Below are 24,236 nucleotides of genomic sequence, written 5' to 3'. Positions count from 1 at the left end.
GGTGTTAGTACGCATAATTGACATCACAAGATGCGCTAAGTAAACTCGTTTTGTGTCTATATATGGAACGTAAGCGATATTGTCAACACCACCGTCGCGAAATGCAATTAGGAAAAATTATTGATGCATTCTATAAAAAAAATGAAGTCAGGACTTTTATGTCTTGCAATACTGACTGTGTCTCTTGGCATAAATAAGCGTGCTTTAGCTGATACAGAGTCGAGTTCAAAAGTACAGTTAACACCTTGCTACATTGAAAACCTGCCTGACAGGTTATTGTGTGGCAGCATAAAACAGCCGTTATCGTATGAAACGAATAAAGGTGAAATAGACATTCACTTTGCGGTCATTCCGGCCATTAAACAAAGTTACCCAACTGAAGCTGTATTGGGCTTTGCAGGAGGTCCTGGGCAATCTGCGGTTGAGTTGGCTGCAATATTTAATCGTAATTTGCGGTATGCCCGTGAAAACCGTGACATTTTATTGGTTGATCAAAGAGGCACGGGTAAATCATTTAAATTACAGTGTCAGTCTGATGACTTAGTGACTCAGTTTGCGTTCAATGATGCATTGGTAGATATGAGTACGTTAACAGCAAAAGAGACCCAAGGTTGTAAATCTGAGATAAAGGTTGATTTGAGTCACTTTACCACGCCTGTTGCTGCAAAGGACTTTGAAGCAGTTCGCCAAGCTTTAGGTTATACCGGGCTGCACTTGTACGGTGTGTCTTATGGTACGCGTATAGCGCAAGAGTATACTCGTCAATTTCCAGACTCAGTGCTAACCAGTACATTAGATGGTGTTGCACCAATGCAACAGAGTCTTGCGGCAATTGGCGGTGCTATAGATACGTCACTCGAAGCGTTACTTAAACGTTGTAAAGCGCAAAAGCAATGTGAAAAGCAGTATCCTGATTTATCAAATCAACTGGCTACTTTACTTGATAGATTAGATCATTCACCCGTTACAATTGACGTAAGGCACCCCCGAACTCATCAAAACATTGAATTAGTTGTTACGCAATTAAAGTTTTTTTCTGCCATAAGAATGGCACTGTATAGCCATCACACTCGTGCATTAATCCCTTTAACGATTAGTGAAGCGCTGGCAGGTAATTATTCTCCGTTAGTGGGGTTATTATCTTCATCAGACATGGTTGATAGTATGGCGATGGGGATGCACAGTGCGATTGTGTGCGGTGAAGACTGGCCCTATTTAACATCTGTATCACGCGTAAAACATACGCAAAGTTATTTTGGTAAATTGATGATTGAGTCTCTAGATATGAGTTGCCCTGTTTGGCAAGTAAAACCGGTTGATAACCGTTTTTATCAGCCGCTTGATACTGTAACGCCAACTTTGCTGTTATCAGGGGGTGTTGATCCAGCGACGCCACCAGAGTGGGCTGAGATGGCGATGGTTAATATGGAAAATGCCACACACTTGATTGCACCATCAGCAACACATGGCGTGGTATCGCAAACTTGTGCAGCTAAGTTAGTTGGTCAATTCATTGATAAAAAGAGTGCGCAGGAGTTAGACGCCAGTTGCTTGGAAAAAGATAATCGTAAACAGTTCTTTATGAATCTTAATGGCACAGTTTCAACTCAAAAAACAAAAAATAGTACATCACAAGTAGGGGCGACTTATGATATCGGTAAATAATTTAACGAAAAAAATCGGTGATGTAAATGCGCTTAATGGCCTTAATTTTAGTGCGCAAAATGGTAAAATTACCGGGTTACTTGGGCCAAATGGTGCGGGTAAAACAACCTGTTTACGCACCGTGTTTGGTTTGCTTAAGGCTGACAGTGGTAACACTGAGATTGATGGCATTGACGTCGCAAAAGATCCCATGCAAGCAAAGCAGCAGCTAGGCTTATTTCCTGATCCATGTGGTTTATATGAACGCTTAACACCACGTGAGTATGTTGAGTTTTTTGCGCAATTGAGTGGTATGAGCGCTACGGATGCAAAAACAGCGACAGCAGATGTATTATCTAAGTTACAGATGGATGATATAGCTGATAGGCGTTGCCAAGGCTTTTCACAAGGCCAGCATATGAAAACGGCTTTGGCTCAAGCAATCGTACACAAGCCAACCAATATTATTTTAGATGAACCGACGCGGGGGCTCGATGTAATGAGCACGCGTATATTACGTGATCTATTACTGTTGCTGAAAGAGCAAGGGCATTGTGTGTTGTTCTCAAGCCATGTAATGCAAGAAGTGGCCGCATTGTGCGATCATGTGGTAGTTATGGCAAAGGGGAAAGTTGTGGCGGAAGGTTCACCAGAGTCACTGTGTGAGCGCACTGGCAAAGCAACATTAGAAGAAGCATTTATTGAGTTGATCGGCAGTGATGAAGGAATAGCAGCATAATGAAATTACTGACTGTATTGTTTAAAAAAGAAGTACTTGATGCAGGTCGAGACAAGCGCTCGGTAATGGCTGGTTTATATTACGCGATTGGTTCACCGATAATCATGTGTGTATTATTTTCAATTATGCTCAAGCAGTTTGCGTCTCCAGATGAGCTAAAAATTACCATTAATAATGCAGATGCTGCGCCAGCATTGGTGCAATATTTAGATAGCAAAGAGATCATTCACAGTACTGATAACGACGTAAAAGCCATTACCTTAGAAATCAGTGCAGATTATCAAGATAAAATGCGCGAAGGACGCAGTGCACAGGTCACAATTATTGCTGATAAGTCCGACGATAAGTTACGAAAATCGATTGCTGAACTTGAACGTGCGCTTATGAGGTATAACAGTGAAGTCGCCAGTCTTCGGTTACTTACACGGGGTATTGATCCTACTGTAATGCAAGCGGTGAATGTACAAGTGCATGATCAAGCAACGCCTGAGTCGAAAGGGGGCATGTTTTTAGGTATTGCAACCTTATCTATTGTACTTACGTTATTCTATGCTGCGATGAATTTGGCAATTGATACCAGTGCGGGCGAGCGAGAGCGAAATTCACTGGCGTTGTTGCTAAGTCACCCGCTTAGCAGTATGCAGGTGGTTTTAGCAAAGTCAGCTGCCATTGCTGCTTTTTCAATGCTTGGTCTTGCAATTATTTTGGTGGTGTCAAAATTTGCTTATGCTTTGGTGCCTTGGCAGCAGCTTGGTTTTAGTGTCAATATCGGCTTTGATTTTATGCTGTTATGCATGGTGATTGGTTTACCAATTGCGTTAATGTCAGCCAGTTTACAAGTGTTTGTGTCGTTCATGGCTAAGTCATTTAAGGAAGCGCAAACGTACGTCACCATGGTTTTGTTTGTGCCGATGGGACTCAGTATGGTCACGACCTACGATATTGCGACAGAGTACGTGCAGTGGTTGCCTATTGCGGCGCAACAACATGCCATGATTGAATTTATTAAAGGCAATGCATTACCTTGGCCGCAATTATTTATATCAACGCTTGTTACATTGGCATTGTTTGGTTTATTTAGCTGGCTGAGTAGCCGTATGTTAAAAAGTGAAAAGGTGGTATTTGGTTTGTAATTAACTAGATTGCTTCCCTAGAAAAATATAATAAGACGCAGCGCGAAGCTGCGTTTTTTTATAGCATGGTTATCCACAGAAAAAGTGGATAACTTGTCATTAAGTTGGGGTTGGTTTTATCAAAAAGTGAGATGAATTAGGATGCTGGCTGAGTAACAGTGCGTTTTACTACGTGCGAGTACCATGGGGTTGGTAGCGCTCATGTAAATAGCTCAAGTAAGTAGGGAATTGGTGCTTTTGTACCATATAAGCATACAGTGATATAAGTACAGTGAAGCAGATGGTCTTCAGTAAATGAAGTCGGTTGGCGAACAATAAAGTATATGGTGTATGTCTAAGGGCATAGCTGCCATCATTTAGTATTTTCTGGTATCATTATTTTTTAAACGGCTTATAAATTACTGAGTGGCTTTATGGCTTCTAAATAAAAGTAATTTTTGTGCTCTAATCACGTTATTTTAAGTTAATTTACTATGCAATTATCTCCATCATTAACGGCGTTAATCGAAGCCTTACGCTGCTTGCCTGGCATTGGGCCGAAGTCAGCGCAACGGATCGCTTTTCATTTACTTGAACGTGATCGCTCAGGCGGGACTCAACTTGGCGATAGTTTGTTAAAAGCCATGCAGGTTATTGGTCACTGCGAGTCATGTCGTACATTCTCTGAAGCACCATTGTGTGATATTTGCTTGAGTGTAAAACGTCAAGACAGCCGTTTATTATGTATTGTCGAATCGCCAACTGATGTGCTTGCTATTGAGCAAACGGGGCAATACCAAGGGTTGTATTTTGTTTTAATGGGTCACTTGTCACCATTAGATGGTATTGGGCCGAAAGAAATTGGGCTGGATATACTCGATGATAAATTGTCAAAGGGTAATATTGATGAGGTAATTCTGGCAACAAACCCGACGGTTGAAGGTGAAGCCACTGCACATTACATTGCAGAGCTGTGTCAAAAACATAACGTGGATGCATCTCGAATCGCACATGGTATGCCTGTCGGTGGTGAGCTTGATTTAGTCGATGGCATGACATTAATGCATGCATTCTCTGGCCGGCGCAGCCTTAGTTAACTGGCAATGGACTTGGGTGTCAATGCCTAATTTAAAGCTACTTTAGGAGCGCTCATGACACCATCCTTGACCATAGGCATATGATCCTACGAGCCGCTAGATGTAGTCTATAATAGCTATTTTTTGGTTTTTTCTTGCAGTAATTAGCTGCGTACAAGTTTCTTTAATTTTGCATTACAATGACTGACAGGCATCATTCAGATATGCAGTGCGGCTCAAATTTTAAAGCCGCTCACACTACTATATATTATTTTCCCCAAGGCTAATAATTACTTGTAATAGGTAATGTACAACCTTGAGAGTAATGGCGATGAATATATGCTCTAATGAAAAACGTTTACTTTTGTGTAATGGGGTGTAATACCCTAAAAAAACCTTGCTGATATACTCAAAATCGGATGAAAAATCAATCAACCGTTAATTTATGTACAGCAAGGAAAGTAAACTATGAGCAAGCCAGATCCTATTGCGCAATTACAAGTTGAAATCGCGCAACTTCAATCTGCATTTGAAGATCTTAATAAACAATGTTCGACAGAAAGTGAGCACAACGCCATTTTGCGTTGCGCCACATGTATTCCACAGCAGCTTTATGGCTGCACAGAAAAAGCCACTAACCCACAACAACCTCATTTTATCCCCGATTTTAATATACCGCTTATTGCAGCTGGTGGCGGCGATAAAAAATGCGATATTTTAGAAAAACTCGGACCATTGGCTGGGTTGATAGGTACTTGGGTCAGCACACGGTGTGGAGGGTTTAATGTCATGCCTATCCCGCAAGATAATGCCCCTAATGGGTTTATTTTAAAAAATATCCCGTATTACGAAGTTATGACGTTTAGCGCTATTCAGGGTAAAGTCGCTAACCGAGCAGGTAATTATGAGCAAGACGCTTATACTATTTTTTATTCACAACGGGTGTTTTTTGCTGAAGGTTGTCAAAAAGATGAGCTTGTGCATGCTGAAAATGGGAGCTGGCTACATCAGGTGATTGCGCCTCAAGGGCAAGGACCACTGAACAAAGCGCCATGGGTACCCGATACACCCGACCCCCTCCCTCAGCAAGAGAAGAACTTAACTATCGTAAAGCAGGTTTCAGTTCCTCACGGTAATTCTATTTTAGCGATAGGCCATCACGATAGCTTTAGAGGTGCGCCGAGCATTCCTGTTGCGAATGCCCTGCCCACTGCTGGCGGAACGAGTTTTAAAGCCCCATATGGTACAGATAGTCCTGAAAACCCAAATGTTAACCCCAATATTGTACTGCAAGTTGCCTTAGATAGCCTCTATCAACAAGGCATAGGTGTTATCGATACCACGGTGCTCGATGTTGATACTCAAAAACATGGCAATATTGCCAATACACCATTTATGAAAGCACATTCTGATGTGCCTCGATTCAAAACTACGTTGTGGTTAGAGCGACTGTCTAATGGCCTCGATATGCTGCAATACACTCAAGATATTACCTTGGATTTTAGTTTGGCAACTGGTAAAGACCCCAGTAAACGCAGCGGTTATCAGTTTCCGCACATTACGGCCAATACACTATTTAAAGTGCAATAAGCACGCGATTGCATTGTGATGAATATGTCTGTTTAAGACATTGTGTTTGCCTCGTGTGAGATACATTCGGCAAGCGATAAACCGCAGTTTGTTTGGTATGCGATACCAAAGATGACAATTAAATAAACTTTAAGGAAAGTAATATGAGCGAACAAGCAATAAAACAACTCCAATTACAAGTGACGGAGCTCACTTGTAAAGTCAAAGCATTAGAATCACGCTGTAACCCTCCTGCAATTACAGACTGTGCTGTATGTTATTACTGTACACCTTGTAGCCCCTGTATCACACCGGCAATTCTATGCGCCCCTTGCACGATTACACAATGTGTTATGTGTGCACCTGTTGGTACCAGCTATCAGCCTGTAGGTCCGCCAACACCTTGTGTTGCTTGTGTGCAATGTGATGCGAGTTACAAATGCTTAACATGTGAGCCTGTCGCTAATTGTGCCACTTGTTACCCTTGCATTGTTAATTTCTGTGCGTTGTGTCAGCAATGCCAAAACTTACAATGTCAGCAATGTGCTCATATCACTAAGTGTGACACTTGCTACCCATGTATTGTCAACTTCTGTCAGCAATGTGCGCCAATTAGTCAATGCGAGCCGGTTACTCACTGCGACACTTGTTATCCATGTGTAGTGACTTATTGTGTGACATGCCAACCTGGTCAACATTTACAATGCCAGCAGTGTGCACCTATCACTAAGTGTGAGACTTGTTATCCATGCGTCGTGAATTTCTGTCAACAATGCGAACCTGTGACTAAATGTGATACCTGTAACCCCTGTGCCGTGAGCTTCTGTGCACAGTGTTATCAGTGCGCTCCTCAATGTATTCAATGTGCTTCGCAGTGTGTGCAGTGCTATCAATGTGTTCAGTGTGCACACCAATGTGTGCCGTGCTACCAATGTGCACCTCAGTGTGCGCAGTGTTATCAATGTGCTCCGCAGTGTGCGCAGTGTTATCAATGTGCTCCGCAGTGTTTGCAATGTTACCAGTGTTTAACTTGTACACCGTGTAGTACCGGCGGTTAGCACGCAGTTATTAACGCTCGCTGAGTTCAACTCAGCGAGCGTTCTTAGAAATTGGATGTTTAATTTATGAAGAAACTAAGATTAACCCCAGCTGCGAGCATTATTCCCAATAGCAGTGGTGTGTTATTAAGTTCAGATTTGGGAGACTTTCAAGTTCATGGTCGCGATACGGCAGACTTTGTTGAAAAAATATTGCCACTACTGGAGGGGGAACTCACTCAAGCTGAAATTTGCACGCGTTTACCTGAATATGGTGATGAGAGTATTCAGAGTGTCCTGAAAATGCTTAGCCAATATGGTTTATTAGAAGAAGTCTCTGCGCAACTTGAGTTTAGGCCACCAGGTTTAGTGCAAACACGCTTTTTACGGCCATGGTACCAAGCAAGTCAAACGCTATCTAGCCAAGATCAAATATACTCCCTAACCCCTTGTAGGGTATTAGTAGTGGGCCTTGAGCCTTGGGCTGTTACATTGCTAGAGGAGTTAAGCACCGCAGGTGTGGGACATATTCATTTATTAGATAAAGAAAATATCACCAGTGATGATTTAACATGTCACCGCTTTCTCACGCCTGACGATATTGGCAAATCAAGAGCACAGGTATTTAAAGCTGCACTACAACAACGTAACCCCTGGATGCAGATCAGCTACTCAGAGCTCACGTGTGATAACGACAACTTAGGTAGTCCTTCAAATGACTGGGATCTGGCCATCATTACTTTAGGTAAAGATGCCCATTTTTGGTCACATAAAGTTTCTGAGTATGTGCATCAAAATACGATTAAAGCGATGTATGGTCATTTGAATGGTTTAGAAAGCTGGATAGGTCCAGTTGTCAATTTAAATGACACCGCCTCTAGCTCATGTTGGAACTGTTTAAGATTAAGAAAGCTTGGTACAGAGCAACATGGCGAGTTGGCACACCAATTAGAAAAAAGTCATATAAAAAATCGTGACGGTCGTGCCCGTAGTATGTTGACACCAATGTCAGCCATCACTGGCCAACAGCTTGCGATGGAAGCATTAAAAATCCTTTGGGGCTATACCGAAAGTGAATTATCCTCGCATGTTATTGTGCAAAACCTAGTCACATCCCACTCAGAAAAACATGCCATTATTCCTATCCCTTGGTGTGAAGTATGTGGTTTTGATCATAGCACTGCGAATACTCATGCATTATCAATGCATCGCGATAGAAAACCAGCTGGTAACCCGCTTAATCAGCTTCAAAATGTTGAGCAATTTGAATCTTTATTTGAAGGCTGGGTAGACTCGGTAACCGGTATCGTACGCCAACTCACAGGACATGCCCCACATTTACCCGATTTTCCAATTACTGCGTCAGCAGGGGTGTCCTCGTTTACTGAAGGTGAGTTTGACCCAAGAGCTTCAGGTCAAGTAGGTTCTGGTAAGGGGCTGGATCATATTTCAGCGCATATCAGCGCAGTAGGGGAGGCACTGGAGCGTTACTCCGCAGCTCGATACCAATTAAGCGATTTTAAATACGCTTCTATTAGACAGTTGCATGGTGACTATATCGACCCTGACACTTTAGTTTTATATTCTAATAAGCAATACAGCACCCCTAATTTTCCATTTCACAAATGGCATCGAAAGCAAAAAATACACTGGTGCCGCGGTAGCTGGTTAGCAACAGATAAACCTGTTTGGGTACCCGCGTTAGTCAGCTACTTTAATTTTTCTTGCCCTTACAAAGAGCAATTTAGTCAGGTATCTTCAAACGGATTAGCAGCGGGCCAAGACAATGATGATGCGGCTCTCAGAGCCTGTTATGAACTAATTGAGCGCGATGCCATGATGCTCACTTGGTATGCGCAGTTACCTTGCGAACGTCTCTGCTATGAAGCACTTAATCAAGGCAAAATGAGAGTGATGATAGAAGATTTAACTAAGCTCGGCGTAGAACTTGAGTGCTACTTATTAGATGTAGGGTTACATGTCCCCACGGTGGTATGCTTAGCACTCGGTGATGGCTATCGCACCCCTGCGGCATCGGTTGCTTTGGCCACTCATGGCGATATTAAAGTTGCCATGCGCAAGGCGCTATTAGAGCAGGGGCATGTAATGCCTTATTTGTGCCAATTAATGCGTTCGGGGAATAAAATTCCGCATCATGTTAGCGATGTGACAGGTTTAGAAGATCACGCAGCTTATTACTTTAGCAAGAGCAAACTCGCTACATTTGATTTTATGCGTCGCCCTTTAAGTGAGGCAAAAACTCTGGATGATTGGCCTTATGAAGTGATCACGCAAGTAACCCAACTTAAGCAACGTCTAGATGAAGCGGGTGTTGACGTAGCCATTGTGGATGTCACCTCTCCGGATATGGCGTTAAGTCCATTTAGAGTAGCACGGGCTATAGGTGTCAATATTCAGCCAATTCACTTTGGTGAGCAATTTAAACGGGCAGATAACCCAAGGTTGCGTAAGTTATTACAAGGGCGTCCGATTAATAAAGAGCCACACCCCATAGCTTAGAAAAAGGATATTATTATGAACGTACTCGTGTGTGGCACCCACTATGGTTCCACTTATATTCGCGCATTAACTCAGTTTCCACAAGATAGCTTTTTATGTGCAGGCATACTATCAAAAGGGAGTGAGCACTCTCAGCAAATTGCCAAACAAATTGGGGTACCATATTATACTGATGTTGCCGCTGTAACGGCTGACAGTATTGATATTGCTTGTGTCGCAGTATCAGGCGATGCGGGAAAAGCAATTGTATTGTCTTTACTAGAAAAAGGCATCTCAGTATTATGTGAGCACCCAGTTGATCAAGCCTTTGTGCAAGAAGCACTGGCACTTGCCAAGCAGCAGCAAGTCTATTTTCACGTCAATGGCCATTTTGCTGACTTATATGCCCCACAAGCCTTTTTACAATCTATACTTGCTGCCTATCAACAGGGTTTTGGCTGTATGCATTATGCTATGGGGGCTAACTTAAGAACTTTATATTCGGCGCTGGACTTATTAGGCCGCGCTCTCGGTGGATTTGAAGGGCTGGAAGTCGTCAAATACAGCGGTGATCCTATGGCATTTCAGCCTGTTATGCTCAAAAATAAGAATCTCACTGTCTCTGTGTTATGCCAAAACTTTTCGTCAGTTGAAGATGACGGCAGTGCCACTTTTTTAAATCATCAGTGCTCTGCGCTATTTCCTCATGGTACTTTGACACTGAGTGAAACTTCTGGCCCATTAAGCTGGTTTCCTGCAAGCCAATCCTTACCTGCTGAGTCTTGGAGAACCTATATGCCCATTGAGCTTGCACCTATGGATCGGCAGCAGTTAATGAGTCACAGAGATCAGTGTAATCTCACGGCTATTGCAACATTAGCTGCCACTGTCCAAGGTGAAACACAGCCTGTATATCAGCAGCCAGGTTACTTATTGGGATTGAGTGGATTATGGCAAACGGTATTGATGGAGTTACAACCAGCAACTAAAGACAATTGTGCAGCGTAATGATGAGTTGTTTTTACACCTAGTACGTTTCATTGCGCTAGGTGTAAGAAATCTCAGTGCAAGCCCAATGGTAGTTGCTCTGGCTGAGCTGAGGCCCTAACGTGATTTGTTGCACAGTACTTCCCAGATTTTGCTAGACCAAAAATGACTGTCTGTATCGTAACTGTAATTGAACACACAAACTTTTACTGTTACGCATAAATTTAATGGTTAGAATTATGGTCAGTTTCAGGACTTGCACGCTGTAAAAAATCACGCAAATACACTTTTATTTAAACTAAACAGACGGCCACACAGGCTTTTCAGCTTTGATTCATTATAAAAATACATTTTTCCCCTTGAACTTGAAAAACTCCCCCCCATATCCTTTTGCATAATATTTAGTATCAATTTGGTTAGACGGAGAGAACGATGACCACAGCTCAAAAAGAAACATTAGGCTTTCAAACAGAAGTAAAACAATTATTAAACCTAATGATCCATTCTTTGTACTCGAATAAAGAAATCTTCTTACGTGAACTTGTATCTAACGCCTCAGATGCCGCGGATAAACTGCGCTTTTTAGCACTGTCTGATGGCAGCCTTTATGACGGTGACGCAGACTTGCGTGTACGTGTAAGTGTTGATAAAGAAGCGAATACCGTGACCATTTCTGATAACGGCATTGGTATGACACGTGAAGAAGTGATCAGCTCATTAGGAACGATTGCTAAGTCAGGTACTGCTGAGTTCTTTAGCAACCTTACAGGTGATCAAGCGCAAGACTCACAGTTAATTGGTCAATTCGGTGTTGGTTTTTACTCTGCATTCATCGTTGCTGATGCGGTAACAGTAACGACGCGTAAAGCGGGTGAAAGCACAGGTGTTGAGTGGCATTCACAAGGTGAAGGCGATTACACGCTTGCTGAAGTAGAAAAAGAAGGCCGTGGTACTGAAATCGTGCTGCATTTACGTGAAGAAGAAGGTGAATTCTTAGACGACTTCAGACTACGCGGTATTGTGACTAAATATTCTGACCATATTTCTATCCCTGTTGAAATGTTCAAAGCACCAGTGCCAGAATCAGAAGGTCCAGACGGTGAAAAAATTGAAGCAGTTCCGGGTGAGTGGGAAGCGATTAACCGTGCTACAGCACTTTGGTCTCGCGATAAGTCAGACATTTCAGATGAAGAATACAAAGAATTTTATAAGCACGTTGGCCATGACTGGGAAGAGCCACTAACATGGGCACACAACAAGGTTGAAGGTAAAACAGAATACACAAGCTTATTGTATATTCCTAAGAAAGCACCATTCGACATGTTTAACCGTGATCGTCAAACGGGCTTAAAGCTTTATGTACAACGTGTTTTCATTATGGATGACGCTGAGCAGTTCATGCCAAGCTACCTACGTTTTGTTAAAGGCTTACTTGATTCAAACGATTTGCCACTGAATATTTCACGTGAAATCTTACAAGATAACAAGATCACACAAGCAATTCGTAAAGGCTGTACATCTCGCGTATTGAAAATGCTTGACCGTATGGGCAAAAACAAGCCTGAAGAGTATCAAACGTTCTGGAATGAATTTGGTCAAGTGATCAAAGAAGGTCCAGCTGAAGACTCAGCTAACAAAGAAGCCATTGCTAAGCTTCTACGCTTTAGCTCTACACATACAGATGAAGCTACACAGAATGTGTCTTTAGAGCAGTATGTTGAGCGTATGAAAGAAGGCCAAGACAAGATTTATTATGTTGTTGCCGATAGCTTTGAAGCAGCTAAGAGTTCTCCACACCTAGAAATCTTCCGTAAGAAAGGCATTGAAGTATTATTGCTTTCTGATCGTGTTGATGAGTGGATGATGAGCCACCTAACAGAGCTTGATGAGAAGCAACTACAGTCAATCACACGAGGCGACTTAGACTTAGGTGATTTAGATGACGAAGAAGCTAAGAAAGCACAAGAAGAGAGTGAAAAAGAAGTTGAAGGCTTAGTTGAGCGCATTAAAGAAGTGCTGGGTGATAAAGTGAAAGAAGTACGCTTTACGCACCGTTTAACTGATTCTCCAGCATGTGTTGTTGCAGATGAGCACGACATGAGTTCACAAATGCAAAAGCTGATGGAGTCTGTGGGTCAAGCGGCACCAGAGTCTAAGCCTGTATTTGAACTAAACCCTGAGCACCAACTTGTGAAGCACCTAAATGTTGAGCAAGATGAAGACAAGTTTGTACAGTGGTCAGAAGTATTATTTGACCAAGCGCTACTTGCTGAGCGCGGTAGCTTAAAAGACCCTGCTGGATTTGTTGCTCGCTTGAACAAACTAATGCTTGATTTAAGCAAATAAGCGGTTAAATTCCGTAAGGAAAAGGGGGCTTTATGCCCCTTTTTTTTATCTATAACGAATTAACCTTAGCAATTAGTATAAGTTGCTTGAGAAACACCGGCGCTTGTGAAAAAATTCAACCAAATTTAAATAAACTCCGATACGAGGAACATATTATGCGCATTATCCTTTTGGGCGCACCGGGTGCAGGTAAAGGCACTCAAGCACAATTCTTAATGGAAAAGCACGGCATTCCACAGATCTCTACTGGCGACATGTTACGTGCGGCTATTAAAGAAAGCACGCCTTTGGGCCTTGAAGCAAAGAAAGTGATGGACGCAGGTCAACTAGTATCTGATGAAATCATCATTGGCCTTGTCAAAGAGCGTATTGCGAAAGCTGATTGTGCAAAAGGATTCTTACTAGATGGTTTCCCTCGTACAATTCCACAAGCAGACGCAATGAAAGAAAATGGCATTAGCATCGACCATGTTATTGAGTTCGATGTAGCTGATGACATTATTGTTGAGCGCATGGGTGGGCGTCGCGTGCACCCTGGTTCTGGTCGTGTGTATCATGTTGTTTATAACCCAGCAAAGGTTGAAGGCAAAGATGATGTAACAGGTGAAGACTTAATTATTCGTCCTGACGATGTTGAAGAAACAGTTAAAAAGCGCCTTGGTATTTACCATGAGCAAACTAAGCCATTAGTAAGTTACTACCAAGCTGAAGCGGATTCAGGTAACACGCAATACCATAAACTTGATGGTACGCAGGCTGTTGAAGCGGTAAGCGCTCAACTTGCTGAGCTGTTAGGTTAATCGTTTGATTAACGCCTAAATTATAAAAAAACCGCCTTTTGGCGGTTTTTTTAGAGCCTGTAATTTAAATTGTGTATCTGCTTATAATTAAGCCAGTAATGGCTGAGGATAAGCAATATGGATAAGAAAGCTCTAGAAGCCTTCGCTCGCGAAGCAGCTAAGTCGATTAAGACTCCTTCTGATCTTGATGACTTTAGGAAAATGTTAACCAAGGTGACGGTTGAGACAGCCTTAAATGCTGAACTTAATGAGCACCTCGGTTACGAAAAAAACTCACCAACTAACGATAGTAACAGTCGAAATGGCTACTCATCTAAACGCCTAATTACAGACGATGGTGAGATCCAGTTAGAAGTCCCTCGTGACCGTGACGCGTCCTTTGAACCCAAGCTTGTTCGTAAACATCAAACCCGATTTCAATCGATGGACGACAAGATCTTAAGCCTATATGCCAAAGGAATGACCACCCGTGAAATCGTCGCAACATTCAAAGAAATGTACGATGCGGATATCTCCGCCAGTCTAATATCTAAAGTTACAGATGCTGTTTTAGAACAAGTGGTTGAGTGGCAATCTCGCCCGCTTGATACGGTCTATCCCATCGTTTATCTCGATTGCATCGTCGTGAAAGTACGCCAGAATAAACAGGTTATCAACAAAGCCATTTATCTCGCACTTGGCGTAAATATGGAAGGTCAGAAAGAACTTCTTGGGATGTGGATGTCCGAAACCGAAGGAGCGAAGTTCTGGCTTAGCGTGCTCACCGAACTTCAAAATCGAGGCGTGAATGATATCCTCATCGCGTGTGTAGATGGCCTGAAGGGCTTTCCTGATGCCATCAACGCTGTTTATCCAAAAACTCAAATTCAGCTCTGTATCGTACACATGGTGCGAAACTCAATGAAATACGTCCCATGGAAAGACTACAAGGCAATTACCGCTGACTTAAAAGAAATCTATCAAGCAACAACGGAAGATGAAGCCCTGTTGGCGTTAGAGCACTTTGGTGATAAATGGGATGAAAAGTACCCTCAAATCAGCCGCTCCTGGACGGCTCATTGGGATAATCTCAATACTCTATTTAGCTACCCTCAAGATATTCGTAAAGCTATCTACACGACAAATGCTATTGAATCTCTGAACAGTGTGATCAGAAAAGCGACCAAGAAACGTAAACTGTTCCCGACAGATGAATCCGCTAGCAAGGTGGTGTACTTAGCGATAATGGATGCTTCCAAGAGGTGGACAATGCCTATTCATAACTGGAAGCAAGCTCTAAACCGTTTTATGATTATGTTTGAAGACCGACTAACTGAATACTTGTAACTAAGAGCAGTTACACAGAATTATTTACAGGGTCTTTTTTTATAATGTTTTTAGTTTCTCGACGACTTGACTGTAATCAGGTTCAGTAGCTAAATTTTTAACTAGTTGTTTATAAACAATGTTATGTTCTTTATCGAGGATAAAAACAGCTCGGCTAAGTAGCCCCATATCTTTAATATATAAGCCATAGTTTTCACCAAAGTTTCGCCATACCGAGTCAGATAAAGTTACGACCTTGTCGATGTTTTCTTGCTTACAAAAGCGCTTTTGGGCAAATGGTAAGTCAGCACTGATTGTTAGCATTTCAATATTTGAAAAAGTCTTAGCGACTTGCTCATTGAAGTGTTTGGTTTGTAGGCTACAAATACCTGTGTCTAAGCTTGGCACAACACTTATCAAAACAGCTTTACCTTGAAAGTCCGATAATTTCACAGGAACAAATGCATCGTTAACAACCTTAAAATCAGGGGCTTTTTGACCTTCGGTAACACCTTGGCCCAGTAATGTGATTGGCTTCTCTTGGGCATATACTTTACCTGAGTCAATTTTGTTTTCAGGTAGAGTGTATGCAGATACGCTCATAGCGAACAAGCTTGTGGCAATAATGGAGACTTTCAGCATAAAGTATTCCTTTTCGAGTTATCTTAATTGGCGTCAGTGTATTATACTGTAAAACGCTAACAAAGTATTACGGGATAACTGCGTTGTAAATCGTTAGGGGTTTTATTAACATTAGCCGTAAAATTGAGCCACCAAAAACTTATAATAATCATTAAGTCTCAATTTACAGATCATTGAGAACAACTCGAGCAAAGAGAGCTTTTATGTCAACATTAGTTTTAATATGTGATGACTCTAAATTAGCGCGCCGTCAACTGGCTCGCTCATTGCCTGAGGATTGGGATATTAAGGTAGAATTTGCAGAACATGGCTTAGACTGTATTGAAAAGATCAAACAGTTTTCTCCTGAAATTCTATTTCTAGATTTAAATATGCCGCAAATGGATGGCTATGGCGTATTGCAAGAAATTCAAAACCAAGATTTGAATGTATTAACGGTTGTGGTGTCTGGGGACATTCAGCCTAACGCACATCAACGTGTTATCGAGCTTGGGGCAATTGACTTCATTCGCAAGCCCTGTGATGCAACAAAGCTTGCTGAAATCATTGAGCACCATGGGATACGAGATCGCGCTATTCGCGAAAGTTTAGTCCATAAATTAGGTGAGCAACTAGACCCTGAGATCAGAGATATTTATCAAGAATTAACCAATGTAGCTATGGGCCAAGCGGGTGATTTATTGGCTAGGCTGTTGAATGTATTTGTAGAGTTACCAATTCCAAATGTGAATGTCCTTGAAGTCAGTGAGTTACATATGGCTTTACAGGCTATTGATGCAAGTGCAAGCACGTCGGGCGTTTGCCAAGGCTTTATCGGTGGTGGGGTATCGGGCGAAGCATTGTTACTACTGAATGATTCTAGCTTCAAAGAAGTCGCATCACTCATGAACTACCACGGTGAACTGAATGAAAAGGTTGAACTTGAGTTATTAATGGATATTAGTAACATCTTGATTGGCTCGATTTTGACAGGTTTATCAAGGCAGCTGGATATGCCATTTAGTCAAGGTCATCCTGTGGTACTCGGGCAGCACTGTGACGTATCAGATCTGGTTAAAGCAAATAAATCTAGATGGCAACGGACGCTAGCTATAGAAATTAGTTATGGAATTGAAAATCACAACATCAACTGTGACTTAATGCTGCTATTTACTGAGGACTCATTGAAGACCTTAAAGTATAAAGTCGAATACTTATTAGAAGATTAAAACTATGCCTGCTGCTGATTTTGACATGAATGAAATCCATTGGTTAATGGATATGTTTAATACGGTTGATGTTGGTTTAGTCGTATTAGACAGAGATTATAAAGTATGTATTTGGAATGGTTTTATGGAAAACCACTCTGGGTTATTGCCAAGTGCCGTTAAAGATAAAGATATTTTTGACCTATTCCCAAGTATTGATGAACAGTGGTTTAGAGGCAAAACAGAGTCGGTATTTGTGTTAAAAAACCGTTCTTTTACTATTTGGGAACAGCAACCATACATATTTAAATTTAAGAATTACCGACCAATCACCGGTAAAGCAGACCATATGTATCAAAGTTCGACCATTATTCCTTTGAGTACAATTACCGGTGAAGTAGGGCACATTTGTATCATTATTTATGATGTGACTGATGAAGCAATGAATAAGCTTGAACTTGAACAAGTTAATCAGAAGCTTGAACAAATGAGCCGCACTGATAGCTTAACGACTTTAGCCAATCGAGGCTATTGGGAAACAACCTTACGTAAAGAGTTTAAGCGATTAAAGCGTAGTCAGGGTGTATGTAGCTTGTTAATGTTTGATATTGATCACTTTAAACGCGTCAACGATGAGTATGGCCATAGTGGTGGTGATGAAGCAATTCGGCATATTTCAGATTTACTAAAGAAAACTCTAAGAGAAACGGACACTGCCGGCCGTTATGGTGGCGAAGAGTTTGTAGTCACGTTGGTTGATACGGATGAGGAAGGAGCACAAATATTTGCTGAACGTTTAAGGTGCTTGATTGAAAAGTCATCCATTTTTTATGATAACAAACAAATACAAATTACAGTGAGCGTGGGTTTTGCCGTGTATACCAGTGATTTTGACAAGCATGAGCAGTGGATTGAAGCTGCGGACCTTGCGTTGTATCATTCAAAAGAAACGGGTAGAAATAAAGTGACTGGTTACACCGTTGATATGAAAAAATAAAAAGAGTAATTTAAAGTCGTGAAAAAGCCCTAATAACAGGGCTTTTTTATTGTGTCGGATATTTTACGACGTCAGGGCTTACGCTTCAAACTAAGCAGAAGCTTCTTTATTCTCAGCAGGGCACTGACCGATGATTGTCTTAGCCCCGTCGCTATCCACTTGCTCTAACTTAACAGAGAACCCCCACAGCCTATATAGGTGTTTTAAAACCTCTTTTTTAGAGTTTGCCAAAGGTATGTCATTCTGCGGTACGTAGCGTAATGTTAAAGACCGGTCTCCTCGAACATCTACGTCATATACTTGAATATTAGGTTCGTGATTACTTAAATTGTATTGTGCAGATAATGAGGAACGTACAAATTGGTAACCTTCGTCATTATGAATTGCACCCACTTCTAGATGAGGAGATTTTTGTTGGTCAACTATTGTAAATAGTTTAAAGTCTCTGATCAGCTTTGGTGATAAAAATTGGCTCACAAAGCTTTCATCTTTAAAGTTTTCCATCGCAAAATGGAGCGTATCTAGCCAGTCTTTCCCCGCAAACTCCGGAAACCATTGTTTATCTTCTTCCGTTGGGTTTTCGCAAATACGACGAATATCTACCATCATATTGAAGCCAAGCGCATAGGGGTTTATGCCAGAGTAAAATTTACTGTTATAAGGTGGTTGATAGACCACATTAGTATGGCTTTGTAAAAACTCTAACATGAAAGCATCGCTGACTTTGCCTTCATCATAAAGGTGATTCAAAATAGTATAGTGCCAGAATGTTGCCCACCCTTCATTCATAACTTGTGTTTGGCGTTGTGGGTAAAAGTATTGTGATACTTTACGGACTATACGAATAATTTCTCGTTGCCATGATTCCAATAAAGGCGCGTTTTTTTCTATAAAATAAAGGATGTTTTCCTGAGGTTCTGTTGGAAAGCGGATCCTTTTTACTTTTTCTTCGTGCGCGCTCACGGGGATCGTACGCCAAAGCTCGTTCACTTGAGACTGTAAATAGTCCTCGCGTTCTTTTTGTCTTTTCTGCTCTTCATATAAAGAGATTTGTTGCGGACGCTTATATCTATCAACACCGTAATTCATGAGTGCATGGCAAGAATCGAGTAAATTCTCGACTTCATCAATCCCATATTTCTGTTCACATTCTGCAATATAATTTTTGGCGAATAATAGATAATCAATGATTGATGGTGCATCAGTCCAAGTTTTAAAAAGATAATTACCTTTAAAAAATGAATTGTGTCCGTAACAGGCATGTGCCATTACCAATGCTTGCATGGGTAATGTGTTTTCTTCCATTAAATACGAGATACAAGGGTCTGAATTAATCACAATTTCATAAGCGAGGCCCATTTGGCCACGCTTGTAGTTTTGCTCAGTTTGAATAAACTTTTTGCCATATGACCAATGGCTATAGCCAATAGGCATGCCAACGCTCGAATATGCATCCATCATTTGTTCGGCGGTTATTACTTCTATTTGGTTAGGGTATGTATCTAACCGGTAGTGCTCTGCTACTCGCGCTATCTCGGCCTGATATTCACCTAACATCTCAAATGTCCAATCAGGTCCGTCATTCATAGGGTTATAACTCATATAGTTCCCTCCTATAAAGGTTAGGCAGCGCCTTGTTGCTGACGATTCTTTTTAAATAGCTCTCTAAATATTGGATAGATATCTTCGACACTTTTAATATGCTGCATAGCGAAGTTATCGAACGTATTTTCGATTGCTTGATATTCTCTCCACAGACTCTGGTGTGCCCGTGTGGTAATTTCTATATAGGCGTAGTAACGCACTGTTTTAAGCAAGTGATTGGTCATAATATCAGTGCAATGGGGTGAATCATCAGCCCAGTTATCGCCATCAGACGCTTGTGCTGCGTAGATATTCCAATCACCTTGCGAATATCGCTCTTTTACGATTTCATCCATTAACTTCAGTGCGCTTGATACTATCGTACCGCCCGTCTCTTGAGAGTAAAAGAACTCTTGCTCATCAACTTCTTTAGCTTGTGTATGATGGCGTATATACACCACTTCGATATCTTTGTACGTACGTGTAAGAAATTGATAGAGCAAAATGTAAAACCGTTTCGCCATATCTTTAGTGCCTTGATCCATAGAGCCAGATACATCCATCAAACAAAACATCACCGCTTTGCTTGTTGGGTGCGGCTTTTTCTCATAATTTCTAAAACGTAAATCATAGTTATCAATAAAAGGCACAGCTGCAATTTGTCGCTTTAGGCCTTCTATTTCACTTTCCAGCTGTGAGATTTGATGTTGCGGTGGTACGGGCTCTTTTAGCAACTCCGCTAACGCTTCTTCCAACTCTTTAAGTCTGCGTCGCTTGCCTGCGCTCATCGCAACACGTCTTGCCAGTGACCCCTGTAATGAGCGCACAATATCGAGGTTACTTGGCATACCATCGTTACAAAAACCAGCTCTGTGGGTTTTCATTTGCACCAATTTATCAAGCTGACTTTGTTGTAAATTAGGCAGCTCTAAATCTTCAAATAGTAAGTCTAGATACTCGTCTTTGGAGATTGAGAATACAAAGTCATCTTCGCCTTCACCTTGATCACTGGCTTCGCCTTCTCCTGCACCACCAGATTGACCCGAAGGGGGACGCTGTATCTTGTCCCCAGTCGTAAATTGGTCATTACCGGGGTGGATCATTTCTCGATCCCCCCCTTTGCCTTGGTGAAACGCGGGTTCACTCATATCTTTTTGCGGTATCGAAATACTCTCACCACTACTCACATCGGTTACGCTGCGTTTATTAATCGCATCAGAAACAGCTTCTTTTATCTGTTTTTTGTAGCGCCTAATAAAACGCTGTCGATTAAGTGTGCTTTTATTTTTACCGTTCAGGCGACGGTCTATAAAATGCGCCATAAATCACCCTCTCAGTCGAATTAATCTTATTGTGACTTTCTCACTCTTAGATACCATTCAGAGAGTAACCTAACTTGTTTTTGTGTATAGCCTTTCTCTACCATTCGGTTGACAAAATCTTCATGCTTTTTCTGATCTTCGGCAGAGGTTTTGGCATTGAATGAAATAACAGGCAATAAGTCCTCAGTGTTAGAGAACATTTTCTTCTCTATTACTGTGCGTAGTTTTTCGTAACTCGTCCACACTGGATTGCTCCCGTTATGATGTGCTCGAGCTCTGAGTACGAAGTTAACTATTTCGTTTCTGAAATCTTTTGGATTTGATATACCTGCTGGCTTTTCAATTTTCTCTAGCTCAGCGTTTAATGCTGCTCTATCAAATAGCTGGCCTGTATCTGGATCTCTGTATTCTTGATCTTGGATCCAAAAGTCAGCATAGGTGACATAGCGGTCAAAAATATTTTGCCCGTATTCTGAGTACGATTCTAAGTAAGCTGTTTGTAACTCTTTACCAATAAACTCTACATACTGGGGGGTTAAGTAGCCTTTAAGGTGACTCAAGTAACGTTCTTGTACCTCGGCATTAAATTGCTCACGTTCTATTTGTTGCTCAAGCACATAGAAAAGATGAACCGGATTAGCGGCAACTTCTGCATGATCAAAGTTAAACACGCGAGATAGGATCTTGAATGCAAATCGAGTTGACAGTCCATTCATACCTTCATCAACGCCGGCATAATCTCGATACTCTTGATAGGATTTTGCTTTAGGATCTGTATCTTTTAGACTTTCACCGTCATATACACGCATTTTCGAATAGATGCTTGAGTTTTCAGGTTCTTTAATTCGCGACAAGGAAACAAATTTAGCTAATGTCTCTAATGTACCCGGTGCACATGGTGCCGTGGCGAGCTCACTGTTTTCAATCAATTTATCGTAAATTTTTACCTCTTCAGAGACGCGTAAGCAGTAGGGCACTTTTACGATATATACACGGTCTAAAAATGCTTCATTGTTTTTGTTGTTTTTGAAAGTTTGCCACTCTGATTCATTTGAATGGGCTAATATCATGCCATTAAATGGCAATGCTGAAATACCTTCAGTACCGTTATAATTACCTTCCTGCGTTGCTGTGAGTAATGGATGTAACACTTTAATTGGTGCTTTAAACATTTCTACAAATTCCATTAACCCTTGGTTGGCAAGGCATAAAGAACCTGAATAAGCGTATGCATCGGGATCATTTTGTGCAAAGTGTTCCAATTTTCTGATATCGACTTTACCCACTAACGCTGAAATATCTTGATTATTTTCATCGCCAGGTTCTGTTTTGGCAATAGCAACCTGATCCAGAATAGAGGGGTAACGTTTAACAACTTTAAACTGGGTTATGTCGCCATTGAATTCGTGAAGACGTTTTGTGGCCCAAGGGGATATTACTGTCTTCAAATAGCGAGGTTTTATCCCATACTCTTTTTCTAACAGTTCAGCATCTTCAACGGGGTTAAATAAAGACAGTGGATGATCATTGACTGGTGAGCCTTTAATGGCGTAAATCGGCACCTGTTGCATCAAATACTTTAGTTTTTCAGCTATAGATGATTTACCGCCCCCAACTGGACCGAGTAAATAAAGTACTTGCTTACATTCTTCAAGCCCTTGTGCAGCATGTTTTAGGTACGCCACAATTTGTTCTATAGCATCTTCCATACCATAGAACTCATTAAATGCGGGATAACGTGCAATCACACGATTTGAAAACAGCCGACTGAGTCTAGCATCATTTGATGTATCAATCATTTCAGGTTCGCCAATGGCCATTAACAAACGTTCAGGAGCACTGGCGTAGGCTGACTTGTCGTTCTTACAGATCTCTAGAAATTCAGCGATACTGTATTCTTCTTCTTGAGCTGCTTCATATCTGGCTTGGTAGTGTTCAAATATCGTCATAACGACCTCCAATAACCTGCTTAAGTAAGGAAAGCTATTTAATCTTCAGTGGGAAAGGTTAGTTTTAAGTCTAGACGTGAAAATGGTAATTTGCCTAAAAATTCCAAACATTTAATAGAATAACGTACTGGTTTTTAGGAATAAAAAAAGGCGCCTTAGCGCCTTTTTGTTGCAAAAAAACAAATAGTTTTTATTGCAGGTGTTTATGCTAGGTTTGCGTTTGCAAATTCCCAGTTTACTAGTGCCCAAAAACCTTTAAGGTAATCAGGACGTACGTTACGGAAGTCGATGTAGTAAGCGTGTTCCCAAAGGTCCACAGTTAAGATTGGAGTAACACCTGCTTCAGTTAACGGAGTTGCTGCATTTGATGTGTTAACAATATCAAGTGAGCCATCAGCTAATTGCACTAACCAAGTCCAGCTTGAGCCGAAGTTGTTAACAGCTTTATCGTTGAAAGCAGCCTGAAAATCTGCAAATGAGCCCCATTTTGCATTGATTAGTTCAGCTACTTTACCTGAAGGTTCACCGCCTGCATTTGGTGCAAGGCTGTTCCAGTAGAAAGTGTGGTTCCAAATTTGTGCTGCGTTGTTAAATACGCCACCTTCTGAATTACATACAACTTCTTCTAGAGACTTTTCAGCAAGCTCAGTGCCTTCAACTAGGCCATTAAGTTTTACAACATAAGTGTTGTGGTGTTTGCCGTGGTGGAACTCTAGCGTTTCTTTTGAAATATGCGGCTCAAGTGCATCAATTGCATAAGGTAGTGACGGTAGTACAAATGCCATTTTTTTCTCCAATTGTTTATTAATTCCAGAATCGATACGAAACATAGCGCAGTTAAGTGCACTTTTCTATACGAGCTGGCTTTATAGTGATATTATAATTCTTGAGTATTTTACTCAAGTTTTGGCAAACAGCAATGGCGTTGCCTTACACTTATTTAGGAAACTAGCCCTGTTGATTTATTTTTAAACAATAAATTGTTAATTTGGGCTGAAGCTATCGTCATTTTTGAGGTTAAAGATGGAAACCATTGATAAAATTAAAGAGCAAATTTCAGAAAACCCAATCCTTCTATATATGAAGGGATCACCGAAGTTACCAAACTGTGGTTTTTCATCACAGGCGTCACAAGCTCTTATGGGATGCGGTGAGCAGTTTGCTTATGTTGATATTCTTCTTAACCCGGATATTCGTGCAGAGTTACCGCACTATGCCAATTGGCCTACATTCCCGCAACTTTGGGTCGAAGGCGAACTAATTGGTGGCTGTGATATCATCATTGAAATGTTTCAGCGCGGTGAGTTGCAACCGCTTATACAAGAAACTGCTGCAAAGTATAAAACTCAAGAAGCTGATGCTGCAGAATAAGTAATGTCAGTTAGTTAGTTTAAAAGGCCGAGCGGATTGCTCGGCTTTTTTGTGCCCAATACAGTCCTCC

20 protein-coding genes are annotated in these 24,236 nt (G+C 41.3%); 14 read left to right on the top strand and 6 right to left on the bottom strand.

What is annotated here, in order from left to right; genetic code table 11:
* Nucleotides 1-123 precede the first annotated feature (123 nt).
* From PCIT_RS04960 to PCIT_RS04935, 6 genes are all read left to right on the top strand, one after another.
* On the top strand, nt 124-1,665 hold the full coding sequence (locus PCIT_RS04960; RefSeq protein WP_010364820.1) for an alpha/beta hydrolase: 1,542 nt from the start codon (nt 124-126) through the stop codon (nt 1,663-1,665).
* The gene (locus PCIT_RS04955) at nt 1,649-2,383 is read left to right on the top strand and encodes an ABC transporter ATP-binding protein (protein ID WP_010364819.1); all 735 of its coding nucleotides are present in this window, start codon (nt 1,649-1,651) and stop codon (nt 2,381-2,383) included. Before PCIT_RS04960 ends, PCIT_RS04955 begins: the two co-directional genes overlap by 17 nt.
* A complete protein-coding gene (locus PCIT_RS04950; protein WP_010364818.1) occupies nt 2,383-3,516 on the top strand; it encodes an ABC transporter permease in 1,134 nt (377 codons plus the stop codon). The genes PCIT_RS04955 and PCIT_RS04950 overlap by 1 nt, the downstream gene beginning before the upstream one ends.
* 473 nt (nt 3,517-3,989) lie before the next feature.
* Nucleotides 3,990-4,592, top strand: coding sequence for a recombination mediator RecR (recR, locus tag PCIT_RS04945; protein ID WP_010364817.1), 603 nt, complete (start codon nt 3,990-3,992; stop codon nt 4,590-4,592).
* A 447-nt stretch (nt 4,593-5,039) separates the two neighbouring features.
* On the top strand, nt 5,040-6,161 hold the full coding sequence (locus PCIT_RS04940; RefSeq protein WP_010364816.1) for a heme-binding protein: 1,122 nt from the start codon (nt 5,040-5,042) through the stop codon (nt 6,159-6,161).
* 429 nt (nt 6,162-6,590) lie between these two features.
* A complete protein-coding gene (locus PCIT_RS04935; protein ID WP_192992775.1) occupies nt 6,591-6,803 on the top strand; it encodes a hypothetical protein in 213 nt (70 codons plus the stop codon).
* Between the two features lie 123 nt (nt 6,804-6,926).
* Here the strand turns inward: PCIT_RS04935 and PCIT_RS04930 are convergent, their stop codons facing one another.
* Nucleotides 6,927-7,178, bottom strand: coding sequence for a hypothetical protein (locus tag PCIT_RS04930; protein WP_010364815.1), 252 nt, complete (start codon nt 7,176-7,178; stop codon nt 6,927-6,929).
* An 86-nt stretch (nt 7,179-7,264) separates the two neighbouring features.
* Here PCIT_RS04930 and PCIT_RS04925 point away from each other — a divergent pair, with 86 nt between their 5' ends.
* From PCIT_RS04925 to PCIT_RS04905, 5 genes are all read left to right on the top strand, one after another.
* Nucleotides 7,265-9,697: a TOMM precursor leader peptide-binding protein gene (locus PCIT_RS04925; RefSeq protein WP_010364814.1), complete on the top strand. Its 2,433-nt coding sequence runs from the start codon at nt 7,265-7,267 to the stop codon at nt 9,695-9,697.
* A gap of 15 nt (nt 9,698-9,712) precedes the next feature.
* The gene (locus PCIT_RS04920) at nt 9,713-10,684 is read left to right on the top strand and encodes a Gfo/Idh/MocA family oxidoreductase (RefSeq protein ID WP_010364813.1); all 972 of its coding nucleotides are present in this window, start codon (nt 9,713-9,715) and stop codon (nt 10,682-10,684) included.
* Between the two features lie 411 nt (nt 10,685-11,095).
* Complete coding sequence (htpG, locus tag PCIT_RS04915; protein ID WP_010364812.1) at nt 11,096-13,009, top strand: molecular chaperone HtpG; 1,914 nt, start codon at nt 11,096-11,098, stop codon at nt 13,007-13,009.
* Nucleotides 13,010-13,164: 155 nt separating this feature from the next.
* Nucleotides 13,165-13,809 carry an adenylate kinase gene (gene adk, locus PCIT_RS04910; protein WP_010364811.1) on the top strand — a complete coding sequence of 215 codons (645 nt, stop codon included), beginning with the start codon at nt 13,165-13,167 and terminating at the stop codon, nt 13,807-13,809.
* A gap of 117 nt (nt 13,810-13,926) precedes the next feature.
* A complete protein-coding gene (locus PCIT_RS04905; protein ID WP_192992771.1) occupies nt 13,927-15,135 on the top strand; it encodes an IS256 family transposase in 1,209 nt (402 codons plus the stop codon).
* Nucleotides 15,136-15,174: 39 nt separating this feature from the next.
* Here PCIT_RS04905 and tpx read toward each other — a convergent pair whose 3' ends face one another.
* Nucleotides 15,175-15,756 (bottom strand): thiol peroxidase, encoded by a 582-nt coding sequence (tpx, locus tag PCIT_RS04900; protein WP_010362567.1) that lies wholly within the window; start codon nt 15,754-15,756, stop codon nt 15,175-15,177.
* Nucleotides 15,757-15,959: 203 nt separating this feature from the next.
* Here tpx and PCIT_RS04895 point away from each other — a divergent pair, with 203 nt between their 5' ends.
* Together PCIT_RS04895 and PCIT_RS04890 are read left to right on the top strand one after the other, a co-directional pair.
* The gene (locus PCIT_RS04895) at nt 15,960-16,964 is read left to right on the top strand and encodes a response regulator (protein WP_010362568.1); all 1,005 of its coding nucleotides are present in this window, start codon (nt 15,960-15,962) and stop codon (nt 16,962-16,964) included.
* 4 nt (nt 16,965-16,968) lie between these two features.
* Entirely contained in the window at nt 16,969-17,940 is a 972-nt protein-coding gene (locus tag PCIT_RS04890) for a sensor domain-containing diguanylate cyclase (RefSeq protein WP_010362569.1), read from the top strand.
* A gap of 90 nt (nt 17,941-18,030) precedes the next feature.
* Here the strand turns inward: PCIT_RS04890 and PCIT_RS04885 are convergent, their stop codons facing one another.
* The 4 genes from PCIT_RS04885 to PCIT_RS04870 form a co-directional block, all read right to left on the bottom strand.
* The gene (locus tag PCIT_RS04885; protein ID WP_010362570.1) at nt 18,031-19,542 is read right to left on the bottom strand and encodes a SpoVR family protein; all 1,512 of its coding nucleotides are present in this window, start codon (nt 19,540-19,542) and stop codon (nt 18,031-18,033) included.
* Nucleotides 19,543-19,562: 20 nt separating this feature from the next.
* Nucleotides 19,563-20,846 carry a YeaH/YhbH family protein gene (locus tag PCIT_RS04880; protein ID WP_010362571.1) on the bottom strand — a complete coding sequence of 428 codons (1,284 nt, stop codon included), beginning with the start codon at nt 20,844-20,846 and terminating at the stop codon, nt 19,563-19,565.
* A gap of 26 nt (nt 20,847-20,872) precedes the next feature.
* Nucleotides 20,873-22,795, bottom strand: coding sequence for a PrkA family serine protein kinase (locus PCIT_RS04875; RefSeq protein ID WP_010362572.1), 1,923 nt, complete (start codon nt 22,793-22,795; stop codon nt 20,873-20,875).
* A 203-nt stretch (nt 22,796-22,998) separates the two neighbouring features.
* On the bottom strand, nt 22,999-23,580 hold the full coding sequence (locus PCIT_RS04870; RefSeq protein ID WP_010362573.1) for a Fe-Mn family superoxide dismutase: 582 nt from the start codon (nt 23,578-23,580) through the stop codon (nt 22,999-23,001).
* A 238-nt stretch (nt 23,581-23,818) separates the two neighbouring features.
* Between PCIT_RS04870 and PCIT_RS04865 the strand changes: the two genes are divergently transcribed.
* Complete coding sequence (locus PCIT_RS04865; protein WP_010362574.1) at nt 23,819-24,166, top strand: Grx4 family monothiol glutaredoxin; 348 nt, start codon at nt 23,819-23,821, stop codon at nt 24,164-24,166.
* Nucleotides 24,167-24,236: the final 70 nt, after the last annotated feature.

Source organism: Pseudoalteromonas citrea, assembly GCF_000238375.3.
Classification (GTDB): domain Bacteria; phylum Pseudomonadota; class Gammaproteobacteria; order Enterobacterales; family Alteromonadaceae; genus Pseudoalteromonas; species Pseudoalteromonas citrea.
This window is presented reverse-complemented; position numbering and strand designations above follow the sequence as displayed.

What these genes read in the sequence shown, in the direction of transcription:
- PCIT_RS04960 (WP_010364820.1), top strand. Translation starts at nt 124, where the DNA reads ATGCATTCTATAAAAAAAATGAAGTCAGGACTTTTATGTCTTGCAATA.
- PCIT_RS04955 (WP_010364819.1), top strand. Translation starts at nt 1,649, where the DNA reads ATGATATCGGTAAATAATTTAACGAAAAAAATCGGTGATGTAAATGCG.
- PCIT_RS04950 (WP_010364818.1), top strand. Translation starts at nt 2,383, where the DNA reads ATGAAATTACTGACTGTATTGTTTAAAAAAGAAGTACTTGATGCAGGT.
- recR (WP_010364817.1), top strand. Translation starts at nt 3,990, where the DNA reads ATGCAATTATCTCCATCATTAACGGCGTTAATCGAAGCCTTACGCTGC.
- PCIT_RS04940 (WP_010364816.1), top strand. Translation starts at nt 5,040, where the DNA reads ATGAGCAAGCCAGATCCTATTGCGCAATTACAAGTTGAAATCGCGCAA.
- PCIT_RS04925 (WP_010364814.1), top strand. Translation starts at nt 7,265, where the DNA reads ATGAAGAAACTAAGATTAACCCCAGCTGCGAGCATTATTCCCAATAGC.
- PCIT_RS04920 (WP_010364813.1), top strand. Translation starts at nt 9,713, where the DNA reads ATGAACGTACTCGTGTGTGGCACCCACTATGGTTCCACTTATATTCGC.
- htpG (WP_010364812.1), top strand. Translation starts at nt 11,096, where the DNA reads ATGACCACAGCTCAAAAAGAAACATTAGGCTTTCAAACAGAAGTAAAA.
- adk (WP_010364811.1), top strand. Translation starts at nt 13,165, where the DNA reads ATGCGCATTATCCTTTTGGGCGCACCGGGTGCAGGTAAAGGCACTCAA.
- PCIT_RS04905 (WP_192992771.1), top strand. Translation starts at nt 13,927, where the DNA reads ATGGATAAGAAAGCTCTAGAAGCCTTCGCTCGCGAAGCAGCTAAGTCG.
- tpx (WP_010362567.1), bottom strand. Translation starts at nt 15,756, where the DNA reads ATGCTGAAAGTCTCCATTATTGCCACAAGCTTGTTCGCTATGAGCGTA.
- PCIT_RS04895 (WP_010362568.1), top strand. Translation starts at nt 15,960, where the DNA reads ATGTCAACATTAGTTTTAATATGTGATGACTCTAAATTAGCGCGCCGT.
- PCIT_RS04890 (WP_010362569.1), top strand. Translation starts at nt 16,969, where the DNA reads ATGCCTGCTGCTGATTTTGACATGAATGAAATCCATTGGTTAATGGAT.
- PCIT_RS04885 (WP_010362570.1), bottom strand. Translation starts at nt 19,542, where the DNA reads ATGAGTTATAACCCTATGAATGACGGACCTGATTGGACATTTGAGATG.
- PCIT_RS04880 (WP_010362571.1), bottom strand. Translation starts at nt 20,846, where the DNA reads ATGGCGCATTTTATAGACCGTCGCCTGAACGGTAAAAATAAAAGCACA.
- PCIT_RS04875 (WP_010362572.1), bottom strand. Translation starts at nt 22,795, where the DNA reads ATGACGATATTTGAACACTACCAAGCCAGATATGAAGCAGCTCAAGAA.
- PCIT_RS04870 (WP_010362573.1), bottom strand. Translation starts at nt 23,580, where the DNA reads ATGGCATTTGTACTACCGTCACTACCTTATGCAATTGATGCACTTGAG.
- PCIT_RS04865 (WP_010362574.1), top strand. Translation starts at nt 23,819, where the DNA reads ATGGAAACCATTGATAAAATTAAAGAGCAAATTTCAGAAAACCCAATC.